This window comes from Microcoleus sp. N9_A2 (assembly GCF_036701775.1).
In the GTDB taxonomy this organism is placed as follows: domain Bacteria; phylum Cyanobacteriota; class Cyanobacteriia; order Cyanobacteriales; family Microcoleaceae; genus Microcoleus.
The window spans coordinates 26,647-41,354 of the sequence record NZ_JAUBRH010000001.1 but is presented as its reverse complement, the minus strand read 5'-3'; the positions used below and the strand labels follow the sequence as shown (position 1 = coordinate 41,354).

Sequence of the window (14,708 nt, the reverse complement as noted above, 5' to 3'; positions counted from 1 at the left end):
AAAATACACAAAAATTCGTCCTTCGCCGCGAATTTTGGATAAAAACTTATATTATGTCCGCTAGAACAACCGCAATAAAATTGGTTGGTAGTGAGGACGTTCGTCGTCAGAATTTTATGAGGACTTGCATTCCTCGCTGCGTACCCATAGCGGTTACATTACTTGAGATGATATTACCCGATCGCGATCGCACAAACCGAGTTTTTTTTCCCGGTTCAAGAACTGCAACAAGGTCTTTTCGTTCATCAAACCCCGTTTTTGTCTCCAAGACGGCTAACCGAGATTCATATTACAGCAACCGCCAAAATGGTTCCTGTTCTGTTTTTTCCTTCTTCCTTCTTCCTTCTTCCTTCTTCCTTCCCTTATTAATTACTTCCGCCACGGCGATTGCGTAACTTTCGTCCAGCAGCCAGCATAGCGCCTCCCGCCATCAAACCCCCCACAGTCATCGGTTCGGGAACCGGCTCAGCTTGAACCGTCTCCACAGAACCGCCTTTAATAAATACAGCAGAATCTAACTTGCCATCGCCCACATCTTTAATGCGGATGCTGAGAACATTCGTCTGATTTTGCTTGAGCAAACCCTCAAAACCTAAAACTTTAGTAAAACCGTCGAGCTTAACGATGTTAGCAGCAATACCTGTCAAACTTGGGTTGTCAATATAGTCTGGGTGATATGTAGAACGATTATAGGGATCTGGAACAAGATTATTAATCGTAACTGTTTTTCCGTCGCTCAATTTTGCCAAATTAGTGCCGTTCAGCAGCAGTTCAAAATCGTCATTAAATTCAGAATTGCCGAACTCAGGAAACTCCTCAGAAGCAAATACATATTGAAAGACTAACTTTTCAACCGTGCTATTAGCAAAAAAGCTGAGGTTTAGCTGAGTCAAATCCCCCTCTTCACCTTCAGACCCAAAGTCCGTGCTTAAATCGCTGATATTTTTGGTCGTGAAGTTATCTTTCCGATTCTTACCCCGTATATCGGCGACTCTACCAGTGCTCAGAACAACACCTGATGTCAAACCGAAGGGGTCATTAGTGAAAGTACCAAAAGCAGCCGAATTACCCGTAGTTGAAACAGAGAAATTACTCAGCCCGGCTGTATTAGCCCCCAATAAATTATTTTTTAAAGTCTCAGCGTTATTAGTTGCCCCTACCGAAAATGCCATTGCTGGCGCTGCCAACAAACTCATAGCAGTAGTTAATGTAGCTGTTAAGGCAGCAATTTTGTGAGTAATTATCATAAATTTTTCCTGGAAGATACAAACCTGATCCTATGCACAACTTCATTTTTACATTATATAAGTATCAATGTCTAGTGCCTTTACAATAACTTTACACATAAGTGAATTTACGCTTTTGGTGATTATTCTTTTTTGTAAATGTTGGCAGTTAGTCAGCCAATAAACATCAGTGCAAAAATACGGATGCAAAAATACACGTACACAGACTAATAATTTCAGGACTTACGCACTGGAGACAAAAAAACGGGTTTTGATACCGTTGGCGATCGCCAAAATGACTAATGACTAATGACTAATGACTAATGACTAATGACTAATAGCTAATGACTCATGAAAGATGACCTTGCCCAAAAAACGGATACAAGCCCCCGAATCCTGTCGTGGAGAGATCAAAATTTTTGACCTTAGTTCAACATCACAGATTCATCTGTGGAGTCAATCTAAAATCGTCGAGTCGCCGAAGTCTCGCCCCCCTCTAAAATCTCAAATCTCTAATCGACTGACTGTTGACTAAAATCCCCTTACTTCTCCTTCCCCGCGCCGATCGGCAGCCCCTTCCAACCAACCGTCTGCAGTCAGGACGATCGCATTGGCATTGCCCCAGCCGTCGCGTTCGACAATCAGGTGTCCCCGTCGCCGCAACTCCGAAAGCGTCGCAGCCTCAAAACCTCCCCGTTCCACCATCAGGCGATCCGGCTGCCATTGGTGGTGAATTCTCGGTGCAGACACAGCATCGCCGACATTCATGTCGTAAACCAACACATTCAGAACAATTTGCAACACCGTGGTAATAATCGTACTACCTCCGGGAGCACCGGCAGCGAGGCGAAATTTGCCATTTTCCGTGACAATCATCGGTGTCATGCTGGATAAAGGAGTTTTTCCAGGGGCGATCGCATTTGCCTCACCGCTCACCAAACCAGACGACAAATTCGGCACTCCCGGCGCAGCAGCAAAATCGTCCATCTCATTGTTGAGCAAAATTCCCGTACCCGCGGCCACGACTCCAGCCCCAAAACCCCCATTCACGGTAAAGGTTAAGCTTACAACATTGCGATCTTTGTCAACTACCGTGAGGTGGGTAGTTTCGGGAGACTCCCACAGCAGACGGTTCAAAGTTTCAGCGTCAACAGCTTTTACCTCGCTAGAGGGTCTGGCTTTTGACATTTGGATTTGCGATCGTCTCAATTTACCATAATTGGTGCTAGTCAGAGCTTTGACCGGTACCGTCACAAAATCCGGGTCGCCCAAATACTCAGCCCTGTCAGCATAAGCAATCCTCATGCTCTCCGCCAGCAAGTGCAAAGTATCTGGACTTTGCCTCCCCAAACTCTTGAGATCCGTATCTCCCAGAATATTTAAGATTTGCAACAAATGAACGCCGCCGGAAGAAGGAGGCGACATCGCGCAAATTTCGTAAGTGCGAAAGTTGCCACAAACCGGATTCCGCCAAATCGGCGTATAGTTTTTCAAATCTTCCAGAGTGATAATGCCACCGTTTTTAGCCATGTCGGCTGCGATCGCCCGCGCAATGTCCCCGGTATAAAAACTCTGCGGATTTTGTGCAATCTGCCGCAAAGTCCGCGCCAAATCCCGCTGCACCAAAAGCTCACCCGGCTGGTATAAAATGCCACCGCGAGTAAAAACCTCCCGCGCCGCCCGGTTTTTTTTGAACACATCCTGTCGTCGCCCGGTAGCCGTGGTAAACCGCGAACTTACCGGAAAGCCTTTTTCAGCCAGGGCGATCGCCGGCGCCACCACCGCAGCCCAAGGCAACTTACCATACTCGCGGTGCACCGTATAAAGTCCAGCAACAGTACCCGGAATCCCCGCCGCCAAATGCCCGTCCCGACTTGCCCTTGGGCGCACCTTGCCTTCCTTGTCGAGGTACATATTCCGCGTGGCTCGTTTGGGCGATCGTTCCCGGAAATCCAGCGCTTGCACAGTCCCCGTTTCGACCCGCCGCAGGAGCAAAAAACCCCCGCCGCCGATACCCGCCGAAAAAGGCTCCACCACCGAAATCGCCAAAGCCGTAGCAGCCGCCGCATCCACTGCATTGCCGCCCTGTTGCAGCAGGGCCAGCCCCGCAGCGCTCGCCAGAGGGTGAGCCGAAACTGCCATCCCCTGTTTGCTGCGCTGCTGCTGCTGCAAGTTTCGCTCTAGCTGCTGCTGGCAGCCACCCAAAACCAAGACTGTTAGGCAACAAGTATAAATTTGCACTTTGCTCAAGAACTTTAAAAACATTTCCCCCCCCGATTTCTCAGTTCATTTTAAAACATAATTTGAATAACATCATCCTAACAATACTCCGGACAGTTTTTAGAACGATACTACAAGCTTTACAGGCTAAGGATCATGAAAAAGTCGAATTAAATGCAAGTCAGGGGTGGAGATGACTTTGATTTAATTATCCACAGTGGCTCAAAGCCCTAAAGGATAAGTCATTGGGCGATAGAAAAACTGTCCGAAGTATTGATCCTAAAGATATAGATTAAATTTTGATTTAGATAATAATTATTAATACCTACAAATTTACTATTTCAATTAGTCCGATAGTTTAATTACAATACTCCTGACAATTTTTGAGGTGGCGACCAAAACCCGCATTCAAGCGTTAATATTTCACAGAATGGGGAAGCTGAAACCCTAATTATACCGTTGGTGATTGAAAACTCTCCGCACTATTATGATCTAAAAAGTTAATTTAATGAATTTTATCTAAAAAAATTAACAAAGCTATATAATGGTCTAACTAGAGTCTTGTTAACAGTGCGTACAAAATATAATCAGACCAAAATAGCATGGGAGTATTTCCGACTTTTAAAAAAGCATTTTTTTACGACTTGCGAGCGTTAAAGCAAAACACACATCCTCCCAACAGCATCCTATTTGTGCCTGTGCGTGCCTAAACGCGAGGCGGTGGAAAGAAGCTGGAACGATCGAAACGATAACAACACTCTGGCTGGGAAGTTAACAGCTCAAACAAAGCCTGGGAAATCGCACTCGATCGCACTCGGTGGCTTTCAAAGCCTGCAATTTGCAGTTTCTGTATAAAACTAAAACTCCTACTTTCTAAGTATTTTCATGCAGGCTTCGTTCCTAAGTGGCGAAAACCCTACTTAAGAGAACAACTACCAAACCCTAGCTAATTCAATTTATGAACAACGAAAAAGTCAGTGTAATTATTCCTGCATTTAATGCAGCCGACACTCTAACCGAAACAGTTGTTTCCGCAGTCAACGGTACTCACAAGCATTTAGAAATTTTAATTATTGATGACTTCTCTACAGACGCTACTGCCCAAATTGCTGTTCAACTGGCCGAGCAAGATTCCAGAATTCAATACTTCCGAAATTCCGAATATTTTGGATTTTCTAAGTCGATAAATTTATTGATACATCGGGCAACGGGCAAGTATGTAGCCTTTCTCGACAGCGACGATACCTGGGAACCAAACAAGCTAGAAGTTTGTTTAAAAATGCTCGAAGACAATCCCGAAGTCAAAGCTGTGGATCATGCTTTGCGATATTTAGACAAGCACGGCAACAAGTTGGGCTATATTGCCACCTATCCTACAACTAAAGCAGAAATGCAGGCGATTAAGGAGACAGGCGAAAGTCCTTGGGTTTTTCCGTCTTCTGTGGTAGTCGATCGCTCTATTCTACTCCAAGAAGGCGGCTTTGCAGAAGATTGGCAGGTAGGAGAAGATACAGAATTATTTACCAAAATTGCTCAAAAGCACGGCTTGTTAGCGGCGAAGACACCTTTGGGAAATTATCGAATTAGAGGGAACTCTCTGACAGACAAACACTGGCTGAAAAAGCGCATAGCTGCTGATTGTGTCAAGGAAAACCAACTGCGACGCTTGCGGGGGGAAAAAGAGTTATCGCTCAACGAGTACGAACAGGTATGTTTTAATAATTTGCCGCAGTTGAAAAAATTTAACAAATTCCGAGAACTTTTGGCACTGCACTACATGAGAAAGCTGGGACAAAGCTGGTTAAATCGGGAGGTTTTGCCCACTCTAATTTACGGCATTGCTAGCACAGTGTTGTCTCCGAAAGGTGCTGTGAACAAATGGAAATGGATGAAGACTCACGATCCGTTGGGCGATTTAAATGCAGAAGACACCAGTGATTCGGTAGAATTGATCTCCCAGCAATCGTCCCAAATCGGCGGGATATCCTAGAGGGAATTGTATTTGTATCCAGGTTGTAGTCCAGAAATTAGCTGATCTTAATCTAGCGGTATCGCAGCCTTTCGCCACTGTTCGATGGTGATGAATGCAAGTCGTCTTCATCATCGAAGGACTTGCATTCATCACGATCAAACTAAGGAATGACAATTAAATAATACCAAGCCAGAAAAATCATTGCTACAATATAATTGTTGGTTTTTTTTGTTTGCGTCGAATGTGTAAGGTGCGTCGCCGGAGGTACAGTCGATGAAATGCGAGGACTCGCGCTGGCGACACACCCGAAGATTACGACTTTGCACGATCTTGGAAAAATGGTATTGGTAACAGGTGCCCGCCGTGCTATTTGCTGCCAAGACAGTTAGACTAAATAATTCCTTGAATAAAAAGCAAAGTTTTTTGAAGGATAAAACAGGTGTCAGATCGTGTCCTGTGGGTTGACCAATCTAAAATTGGTTCGCGCGTGCGGAATGCAGGTTCTCTGTCTGAGAGCGGACACCAGGACGCACTACGAACCTTTTTTTGTTACGATCGTCGATCGGACATCATATCAAGCCCCTTTTTTAGGCAGAAAGTAAAAGCAAAACTTTAGAAAAAATTCTGTTTTGTACCTTCTACTTTTCAGAGGACGATCGCCTTTTTACTTTGAACTTGATTAAATTTATGGACTGGCAAGAAATTTCTGGCAACTGGGTATTAATTCCTTCAAGACCGATCGCGATCGTACACTTTCTCGGCGGTGCATTTGTGGCGAGTGCGCCGCAACTCACCTATCGCTGGCTGTTAGAAGCTTTGGGAAATCAGGGATATGTTGTAGTAGCAACGCCGTTTGTCAATACTTTGGATCATATTGCGATCGCCCGCGATGTCCTCAACAAATTTGAAAATGCCCTCGATCGCCTGCGCGCCACTAAATTGCTCAAATCTTCCTATCTCCCCATCTACGGGATAGGGCACAGCATGGGATGCAAACTGCACTTGCTGATCGGTTCTGTATTTGACATAGAAAGGGCAGGCAATATTCTGATTTCTTTCAACAATTATGCAGCCTCCGAAGCCATTCCCATCGTCGAGCAAATTTCCCCCGTCTTTAAAGTAGAGTTTACCCCTTCCCCGCAAGACACCAATCGCCTAGTGCAAGATAGCTATCAAATCCGGCGCAATCTTTTAGTCAAATTTAACGGCGACAACATCGACCAAACCTTGCTGTTGACAAATCTGCTCAAACCGAGATTTCCCGACATGATTACAGTTCAAACCCTGGCCGGCAACCATCAAACGCCATTAGGTCAAGATGTTAGCTGGCCTGTGGGTCAAATTTTTACGCCCTTCGACGCGATCGGGCAATGGGTCAAACAAGAAGTGTATCGGGAATTAAATGAATTAAAACGGACAATTCTGCTGTGGCTTAATCCTACGTCCCGCGTTTGAGATTTGAGATTTGAAATTGTGGAAGTGATCCCACGGATAAATCTGGGGGCTGGTGATTCAGACACATAGCATAAAGTTACAGCTAACGTCCCAGAAAGCCTACCCCTGAGCGGGGTTGGGATGATGGACAGCATATAAAACAGACGCTCCCCTTAGCCTATATATCAGCCTGAATTCAGTATTAATACGGTGGCATTTTACCTGGCGGGTGAGCTTAAATTGTTAAAGGGATGTCTGAGCTATGCACTCATAGCAGCGATGATCCTACTTTTCCGACTTTTCCGACTTGAAAGATCCGACTTTTCCGACTTTACTTTAGCCTGAGTGGTAAGTCAACATGGTGATAGGTGCATCTGAGGCTAGGTAAATTACTGCCTCAATTAATCGCAAGTTGTTTGTCCACTTAGAGTTTCGGCACCCACAGATGTTAATTTCTAGTTCTGCATCAGTCCCTTGCTCATGCACCCAAGATATAGATTCAGCTTTTTGGAAATTATGGCAGGATAATCAAGATTATCTTTACCGTTGCTGTCGCAAGTGGATGGGCAACCCAACCGATGCTGAAGATGCCCTCAGTCGGGCGATGCTGAAAGCTTGGGAGAAAGCAAGAGATTGTACGGATGATATCAAAAACTTTAAGGCTTGGTTAACCAAACTGACTTATAACCTGTGCGCCGATATTCATCGAGAGCGCAACAGGGGTGCAGTAGGAGTTGACAGTTTAGACACCATTGCTATAGGAAACGAAACCGAATTAATTAGCCAAGAAGAAACACCAGTTCGCGCTGCTATGCAGCGCGAACTAAAATTATTTTTTCGTGGGGCAATAGATGAGTTGCCAGATAGATTGCGCGAGACTTTTATTCTCCATTTTGAATCAGGGCTATCTTATCCAGATATTGCAGAACAGCTTGGCATATCCTACGATAACGTCCGCAAGCGCATTTCGCAGGCGCGGGCAATTTTGCGTCAGCGGTTCAATGAAAATTTCGGGGAAGATGGGACTGACTCGGATTTGTCTAATCCTAAGTCGAGGGTTTCTCCTCAGTCTGCAAAACCACGGAAGTGGAAGAAGACTGCTCAAAAAGAACAGGTTGCGGGCGAGATAACCTTATCTGGGAAGTTAGAACAAGTACAAATTGTTGCTGGTGTAGAATTACCAGAGGCGGCGCTGTCTGTTACGCAGATTGAGCCTGTTTTGGTGGATGCTAAATTCGATCAGAAGTTAGAGGAAATAGAGATTGTTACTGATGGGGAACTCCAGCAGGTGGCGCTGTCTGTACCGCACAGAGAAAAGCTGGAACTAGAAGAAAGGATGAAGGGCGAGAAACCACGTCTCTTTAGCTTTAGCAAAGAAATCTCGGCTTTTCCCTCGTCTTCTCAATGGGCGATTCCGCTTAGGCGTATAGCTTCGCGAAGCGCTTTGAAGCAATTGCTAATCCGGGTTTCTATAGCTTGGAGTAGCGAAATTCCGGCATCCCCCATTCCAGAAACCGGGTTTCTGAGATTGCTAACACGGGGGGCGAGGAGTGTTAATAAAGGGATAGATTCAACCTAAATTCAAGCAATATATTTTCACTTGATAATTCTGTGGGGAGATTTCGCACTTCCACATCTTGTCGTGCGCGATAAATTTCTACTTGTTGCTGTTGGGGGTTAATCAACCATCCCAATTGCACCCCTGCATCCATATATTCCTGCATTTTGGAACGCAACATTTCCAAATCATCTGTTGCTGACCTTAATTCGATCGCAAAATCGGGTGCAATGGGGGGAAATTTGCGCCGTTCGTTGTTCGGGTGTGAGTGTTCCCAGCGTTCGCGCTGAATCCAAGCGGCATCTGGGGAACGGTTAGCACCATTGGGCAACTTAAATATCGGGTCGGAACTGAAGGTAACACTGAGGTTAATTTGTCGATTCCAGATTTCTAAATCAGCAATTAATTCTGCTTCATCCTGAACGGAGTGAAGGAGCTCGGTTTCGCCGCCAACGGGTGACATAATAATTAATTCTCCTTTGGCCGTTCGTTCAAAGTTCAATTCGCGGTTATTTTGACATAACTGATAGAACTGTTCGTCTGTCAGGTGAATGGTGTCTAGGTTTAATGTCAAAGAACTCGTAACCATACATTTAGCCTGAATAGTGATGGACATTATATCATGCTCTCCTTGACAAGAAAAGACTGGTGTGATACAGCCTCGTTTCTGCTTGCCCTAAAGAGGAAGAGGGGCGCATTTTTGGGTTGGTTTTATCGGGTGCAGCGAGTTTCAGAAATTTATGCCGTGTAAGAATTCACAATTTGGCTTCGGGAAGCGTCTAATAAATAGATGAGCAAGTGGGATGGATTTATCAACCGAACGCTATTCATCTCGCCTCAATTTAATACCTTAATCTGCAAAATTTGTCGTCAGCAAATCAGTGAAATAATTTAGGAGCCACATATGTTTTTTCGATTTAACAGAGCTATGACTGATCTTGAAAAATCTCAAGTAAGTGCTGCGATAAATGGATGGTTTGTCGCCATCTATCCAAATAGTCACTTTAATTTTGGTTACTTTGATGGAGCTGATTATCAAGGAAAAGTAACGAATCCTACACCCATTGGAAATGAGGCGAAAACACAAGTGATTGCTCCGCATATAGGCAATGCAGTAATAGCAGGAGTAACGTTGAATGAATTTGATGCGGAGATTGAGGGAGAAGTGACATCACTAATCCATACAAGTCAAAACAAAAGGTCATTGATCTTAGGGGGAGAGCAAGGATACACATTAAATGTCAAAAACCAATCGAGCCGGGATTGGGTATTTTATATTTACCAAACTTGTCCAAAGCAGACCAACAAAATGTTATCTCTTGCTTGGTTTGTCAGCCCTTATCCTATAGCTCCACAGGATGAAATCTCATTCACATGGTTTATAAATTACAACTTTGTCTGGGCTGATACAGGAGAACTAAAGCCGGGTATAACTTATAAAGCAAGAGGACCACGAGACGCGAATCTAGAAACCGCCAATAGCAGCACTTTTGGCTATAATTCAGCGGGCGCTCCTACTCTGACTAATCCGACTCAAGATTCATCAAGAAAGGGTGAGCTTGTCATTACAGATTTGGGCAATATACCAGATCTAAAATTCACAGTTGGTATTGGAATGTCTGGTAAAGGAACGTTTGTAGAACAAGCAGGGCCAAACCTTACGCACAGTTTCACTCCAACACCCGTTTATTGGGTAGGAGCTGCTACGGAAAAGAAGGAAGGAGAAGTATTGGATATACAGACGGTCACGAAAGTTTCGCTATTTAAGTTTAAATCAGGGGAATATGAAGTAGACATGACACTCAATGACCAGAACCAATGGGTGCAGAGTTAGGATAACCTGGGAGAGAAAAAACCCCATAAGGTGAAGTGGGGTATCTATGCCTCTTTTTGATTGCAGCAAAGCGATCCCACATAAGGAAAAAACCCACCAAATCCCGATCCAAACAACACCAGACTCAATGAGTCGCCTCTCACCCTAATCAAATTCACAGATCGCAAGAGCGATCGCCCCTCTAACCAACTTCCACATACCCGCGTCGGCGTAACAGGTAGGGACTGCACTATTTTCTAGCAGTCCCGCCACCTGAAAGGCGATCGCCCCCCGATTAAATTTCCACATCCGAAGGGCGATCGCCCTAACTAAAAACAAACTCTGAATTTACGGATATAGAAATACTATGCTAGAAATCAGATTAGCTCAAACCCCAGAAGAAAAAGAACAGGTTTTCAAATTACGCTATCAAATCTATGTAGAAGAACTAGGATATAGCCAACACTATGCAGACCAACAACAGCAAAAAATCGAAGAACCGCTAGATAGATCAGGCAACATTTTTGGAGCTTTTAAAGATGGTAAATTACTTGGCACTGTTAGATGTAACTATTCTAGCCAATCAGATTTAGGATACTATGTTTCTCTTTATAACATGAGTGAAATCACCCAAGATGCACATCCCATGAATGTGTCAGTTTCCACGAAATTTATGGTAGACACAAATTTCAGAAGAAAGGGGATAGGGCTAGTCCTAATGCAAGCCAATTACAACCAGCTCCTGCTAGATGGAGTCAAATTGGATTTTATAGACTGCGAACCTCACATGATTGGTTTCTTTCAAAAACTAGGCTATCAACCTATTGATATGATAAATCACCCCGAATATGGCAGTGGTCTTGCTCTGATGCTAGATGTATTTAATTTTGAACATTTACAGCGAGTTAAATCACCTTTTCAACGCCTATATAGAAACTTTTTGGAATCCAAAGAGTGCCAGTATAGTTTTTCATAAATTGCCCATAGGCTTTACCTAGAACTAAGGTATTGTTTTTGTCCACCTCAGCAATCCTGTTAACCCTCTCTAAAAAATGAAATCAATTCAACCAATCAAAAATTTACCGATTTCCGATAAAGAGATGCTTGTCTGGGCATTTATTCCCTATTCTTTATCTGCAGATTCAGATTTTTCTAACCAAGAATTCGATCCTGTATATTTTCAGCAAGAACTAGCAGAGGTTTTTGCGGAACTGGAAGTCGCATGGAAGTTTAAGCTAATCACCTTAAAAAATATGAAGGCAGCGATCGAAGAAGTCGCGGCTTCCCAAACCCATTATTTTCCAATTGTACTGAACTATTGTGCGGGACTCGATGAAATTGATGGATATCCAGGGGCTTCTGTTGTGAAATTATTGGAAGCTAAGGGTATTCTCTTCACTGGAGCAGATTCTCAGTTCTTTAAAATGGGTGACTCCAAGATACTGATGAAACAGGCTTTTGTTGAGGCAGGAGTTTCAACTGCACCCTATGAAGTGATTAAAGATGTGAATAGCATTCGGGGATTGTGCGATCGCCTTGTACCTCCACTGATTGTCAAACCTTCAGCTTCGTTTGGTACTAGAGGTATTTCCTTGCAATCTGTTATCCACACTGATGAAGAAGCGATCGCTCGATTTGATGATCTACAGCAAGGACAACATGGGATGCAGATTCCGGCAGGCAGTATCTTTGTCGAACGATTTATCAAAGGTCGAGAATTTACGGTTTTAGTCATAGGGACTGCTCAACATCCAGAGGGAATAAAGATTTATCCAGCCTTGGAAACAGTTTTTCACTCTGGTGTACCCGAAACTGAACGATTTTATACCCGTGAGCTATGGCTAGGAGAAGCAGAAGAACGAACTATCCTACCCCATCAGGAACCGTTATTCGGTTATCAATTAGCACCGATTGAATTGCAGGCTCGACTGAGCGAACTAGCTAAACGTGCTTACTGTGCAATAGGTGCTACTGGATATGGACGAGTAGATATCCGCATGGAGGAGATAACTCAAGAAATGTTTGTTTTAGAGGTAAATCCCTGTCCTTTTGTCACTTCCACGTCTCTCACGATGGGTGTAGAAAATCCAAATACATCCAAAGTCGGTACTATTTTACACCTTGCCAAAATTCCCTTTTCTCATCTGATGTCTGAAATAATTACAGAGGCTTTTTCAAGGAATTCCACAAAATCCCCTTCAGTAAATCAGGTAGCGTAAAGTTTACATCTTAGCAGCTAGCCATGCGATCGCTATCACTAAAGAACGTTTAGATAGTGCTTAAAAAGTTTCAAGAGTCAGAGAGACAGTAATCCAAAATCACCAGAACAGCAAATTTATAGAAGTGAACGTTTAGAGGGCAACAACAAAGCTATATTTGACCCAATACTTAGATTTATTGAGCCATATCAGCAGGTTGAATAGCAAGATTATATCACTATAACCTCGCCCTCTATACTTTACTCTTTGGCAACAGAATTAGTTATATCAACTAACCAACAAGGGGAATGTAATGACTTACTCCATCTTCAAAAACGACACCGCTCTGGTGAATAATCACCTAGAATCTCTCAAAACGGTGTCTGTAACCGATCAAATGTTGATACCCACCACTTCATACTGGAGTCTTCAAAAATCTATCACTAATCTTCAGGGCCTCACGGGCTTCTATTTTCCCTTGGTAGGTCTTTCGGAAGCCGATTTTTCGCAATTTATGCCTCTACTCATATTTGTTGAGGCGACAATCTATCAATTTGATGAAGAATACGAACGCCATGTTGACGATCCCGATTTTATCTCACCACATATGTTAACTCTGCGAGATGTATTATTTCAACTCAACCTCTTCGATGAGAAAATAGAAACTGAATTATTTACCAATGGATTGACCTACTACCGTCTGGAACAGCAGTTTTGTTCGGGAGGAAGTCCAACTGTAGAAGATATTGATAAAGCCAGTCTATTCAAATGTTTTGATTTTGCAATACTACAACGGATTTTATTAAAGTTAACCAATCAACCTTATGATGAAGAATTTTTACAAACCTGCCGACTATCAGATCAAATTTGCAAAATTTGTTGTGACCTCAGAGACTACAAAGAAGATATCAATCGCAACGTCATTAATACCTATCGAATGTTTGTGCGCCTCTATGGTGCTGAAGCTCCCCAACACCTGCGGTGGTATCTTGAAAGCTTGAACTCGAAACTGCAAGAGCGGCTCAAATTGCTAGAGAAAACTAGGCCGGAAATAGCTAAAATTTTTATTGAACTATGGATGGAAGATCTGAAATTCGAGAAAATGTGGAATGCAGAGACTGAAAGTTTTGCAGTACCCGAAATTCCTGAACCAATCCTAGAAGAAGGTACTACCATTTCACAATAATTTTTTTCCCTTTATAAAAGTAAGTAAATTGTCAAATCAAACAGCTAACAAAGCAACATCAGAACAAGCAACTCTAACCCAAACTCGGAAAGCCGACCATTTGCGAGTTTGCTTGGAAGAAGATGTACAATTTCATCAAACCACCAACGGACTAGAACACTATCGGTTTACTCACTGCTGTTTACCAGAAATAGACCGAAGTGAGATTAACCTGAGTACAACCTTTTTCCAGAAAAAACTAGGTGTTCCCCTCCTAATTTCCTCCATGACGGGCGGAACGGAACAGGCGAAAATGATTAATTATCGTCTGGCAGAAGTTGCCCAACACTACCGAATTGCAATGGGAGTTGGTTCTCAACGGGTGGCAATTGAAAACTCCCAGGTTGCACCCACATTTGCTGTACGTTCTATCGCCCCTGATATTCTGTTGTTTGCCAATTTGGGTGCAGTACAGCTTAACTATAAATACGGCATTGACGAATGCTTACGGAGTGTGGATTTACTAGAAGCCGATGCCCTAATCCTACACCTGAATCCCCTACAAGAGTGTATTCAAACCAAAGGAGATACTAACTTTCGGGGACTACTCGCCAAAATAGCGACCCTTTGCCAAAAGCTTCCTGTTCCCGTCATTGCCAAAGAAGTTGGCAACGGCATCTCGGCACAGATGGCTGAGAAACTCATAGAGGCTGGAGTAAGCGCCATTGACGTAGCCGGGGCAGGAGGAACATCTTGGGCAAAAGTAGAAAGCGAACGGGCATCAGAGGCACGACAACGCCGACTGGGAACAACCTTTGCTGACTGGGGATTACCAACCGCAGAATGCGTCACAGCAGTACGGGCGGTTTCTCCCCAGATTCCCATCATTGCTTCTGGTGGACTTCGCAATGGTGTTGATGTGACTAAAGTTATTGCTCTGGGTGCAGATTTAGCGGGTTTGGCGTTTCCCTTTCTCAAAGCTGCTGTTGAATCTGAAACTGCACTATCCGAGTTAGTGGAAGATTTACTGGCTGAAATGATTACGGTTTTATTATGTACTGGCAATGCCGCGTTAGCTGGCTTGAAAACTCCTGGTGTATTGGAGCGAGTCACCTTTTAATT

General features: G+C 43.7%; 13 protein-coding genes. 9 read left to right on the top strand and 4 right to left on the bottom strand.

Annotated elements, in window-relative coordinates; all coding sequences use genetic code 11:
* Positions 1 to 365: 365 nt before the first annotated feature.
* Together QUA44_RS00180 and ggt are read right to left on the bottom strand one after the other, a co-directional pair.
* Entirely contained in the window at positions 366 to 1,247 is an 882-nt protein-coding gene (locus QUA44_RS00180; RefSeq protein WP_333247466.1) for a choice-of-anchor L family PEP-CTERM protein, read from the bottom strand.
* A 510-nt stretch (positions 1,248 to 1,757) separates the two neighbouring features.
* Positions 1,758 to 3,491: a gamma-glutamyltransferase gene (gene ggt, locus QUA44_RS00175; protein ID WP_333247467.1), complete on the bottom strand. Its 1,734-nt coding sequence runs from the start codon at positions 3,489 to 3,491 to the stop codon at positions 1,758 to 1,760.
* 657 nt (positions 3,492 to 4,148) lie between these two features.
* Between ggt and QUA44_RS00170 the strand changes: the two genes are divergently transcribed.
* From QUA44_RS00170 to QUA44_RS00155, 4 genes are all read left to right on the top strand, one after another.
* Positions 4,149 to 4,301 (top strand): hypothetical protein, encoded by a 153-nt coding sequence (locus QUA44_RS00170; protein ID WP_333247469.1) that lies wholly within the window; start codon positions 4,149 to 4,151, stop codon positions 4,299 to 4,301.
* A gap of 103 nt (positions 4,302 to 4,404) precedes the next feature.
* Entirely contained in the window at positions 4,405 to 5,436 is a 1,032-nt protein-coding gene (locus tag QUA44_RS00165) for a glycosyltransferase family 2 protein (RefSeq protein WP_333247471.1), read from the top strand.
* Positions 5,437 to 6,105: 669 nt separating this feature from the next.
* A complete protein-coding gene (locus QUA44_RS00160) occupies positions 6,106 to 6,873 on the top strand; it encodes a DUF1350 family protein (RefSeq protein WP_333247472.1) in 768 nt (255 codons plus the stop codon).
* Between the two features lie 424 nt (positions 6,874 to 7,297).
* A complete protein-coding gene (locus QUA44_RS00155; RefSeq protein WP_333247474.1) occupies positions 7,298 to 8,431 on the top strand; it encodes a sigma-70 family RNA polymerase sigma factor in 1,134 nt (377 codons plus the stop codon).
* On the opposite strand, the gene QUA44_RS00150 is transcribed toward QUA44_RS00155, so the two are convergent.
* On the bottom strand, positions 8,406 to 9,026 hold the full coding sequence (locus QUA44_RS00150) for a Uma2 family endonuclease (protein ID WP_333247476.1): 621 nt from the start codon (positions 9,024 to 9,026) through the stop codon (positions 8,406 to 8,408). The genes QUA44_RS00155 and QUA44_RS00150 overlap by 26 nt on opposite strands.
* 312 nt (positions 9,027 to 9,338) lie before the next feature.
* On the opposite strand from QUA44_RS00150, the gene QUA44_RS00145 reads away from it, so the two are divergent.
* On the top strand, positions 9,339 to 10,244 hold the full coding sequence (locus QUA44_RS00145) for a hypothetical protein (protein ID WP_333247478.1): 906 nt from the start codon (positions 9,339 to 9,341) through the stop codon (positions 10,242 to 10,244).
* Between the two features lie 144 nt (positions 10,245 to 10,388).
* Here the strand turns inward: QUA44_RS00145 and QUA44_RS00140 are convergent, their stop codons facing one another.
* Complete coding sequence (locus tag QUA44_RS00140; RefSeq protein ID WP_333247480.1) at positions 10,389 to 10,562, bottom strand: hypothetical protein; 174 nt, start codon at positions 10,560 to 10,562, stop codon at positions 10,389 to 10,391.
* A 28-nt stretch (positions 10,563 to 10,590) separates the two neighbouring features.
* Between QUA44_RS00140 and QUA44_RS00135 the strand changes: the two genes are divergently transcribed.
* The 4 genes from QUA44_RS00135 (at position 10,591) to fni (ending at position 14,706) form a co-directional block, all read left to right on the top strand.
* Positions 10,591 to 11,199: a GNAT family N-acetyltransferase gene (locus tag QUA44_RS00135; RefSeq protein ID WP_333247482.1), complete on the top strand. Its 609-nt coding sequence runs from the start codon at positions 10,591 to 10,593 to the stop codon at positions 11,197 to 11,199.
* Between the two features lie 76 nt (positions 11,200 to 11,275).
* Positions 11,276 to 12,442: a hypothetical protein gene (locus QUA44_RS00130; RefSeq protein WP_333247484.1), complete on the top strand. Its 1,167-nt coding sequence runs from the start codon at positions 11,276 to 11,278 to the stop codon at positions 12,440 to 12,442.
* Between the two features lie 292 nt (positions 12,443 to 12,734).
* Complete coding sequence (locus tag QUA44_RS00125) at positions 12,735 to 13,607, top strand: hypothetical protein (RefSeq protein WP_333247486.1); 873 nt, start codon at positions 12,735 to 12,737, stop codon at positions 13,605 to 13,607.
* 28 nt (positions 13,608 to 13,635) lie between these two features.
* Positions 13,636 to 14,706: a type 2 isopentenyl-diphosphate Delta-isomerase gene (fni, locus tag QUA44_RS00120; protein ID WP_333247488.1), complete on the top strand. Its 1,071-nt coding sequence runs from the start codon at positions 13,636 to 13,638 to the stop codon at positions 14,704 to 14,706.
* The last annotated feature ends 2 nt before the right edge of the window (positions 14,707 to 14,708 follow it).

Excerpts from the sequence above, each read along its gene's own strand:
- QUA44_RS00180 (WP_333247466.1), bottom strand. The coding sequence starts at position 1,247 with ATGATAATTACTCACAAAATTGCTGCCTTAACAGCTACATTAACTACT.
- ggt (WP_333247467.1), bottom strand. The coding sequence starts at position 3,491 with ATGTTTTTAAAGTTCTTGAGCAAAGTGCAAATTTATACTTGTTGCCTA.
- QUA44_RS00165 (WP_333247471.1), top strand. The coding sequence starts at position 4,405 with ATGAACAACGAAAAAGTCAGTGTAATTATTCCTGCATTTAATGCAGCC.
- QUA44_RS00160 (WP_333247472.1), top strand. The coding sequence starts at position 6,106 with ATGGACTGGCAAGAAATTTCTGGCAACTGGGTATTAATTCCTTCAAGA.
- QUA44_RS00155 (WP_333247474.1), top strand. The coding sequence starts at position 7,298 with ATGTTAATTTCTAGTTCTGCATCAGTCCCTTGCTCATGCACCCAAGAT.
- QUA44_RS00150 (WP_333247476.1), bottom strand. The coding sequence starts at position 9,026 with ATGTCCATCACTATTCAGGCTAAATGTATGGTTACGAGTTCTTTGACA.
- QUA44_RS00145 (WP_333247478.1), top strand. The coding sequence starts at position 9,339 with ATGACTGATCTTGAAAAATCTCAAGTAAGTGCTGCGATAAATGGATGG.
- QUA44_RS00135 (WP_333247482.1), top strand. The coding sequence starts at position 10,591 with ATGCTAGAAATCAGATTAGCTCAAACCCCAGAAGAAAAAGAACAGGTT.
- QUA44_RS00130 (WP_333247484.1), top strand. The coding sequence starts at position 11,276 with ATGAAATCAATTCAACCAATCAAAAATTTACCGATTTCCGATAAAGAG.
- QUA44_RS00125 (WP_333247486.1), top strand. The coding sequence starts at position 12,735 with ATGACTTACTCCATCTTCAAAAACGACACCGCTCTGGTGAATAATCAC.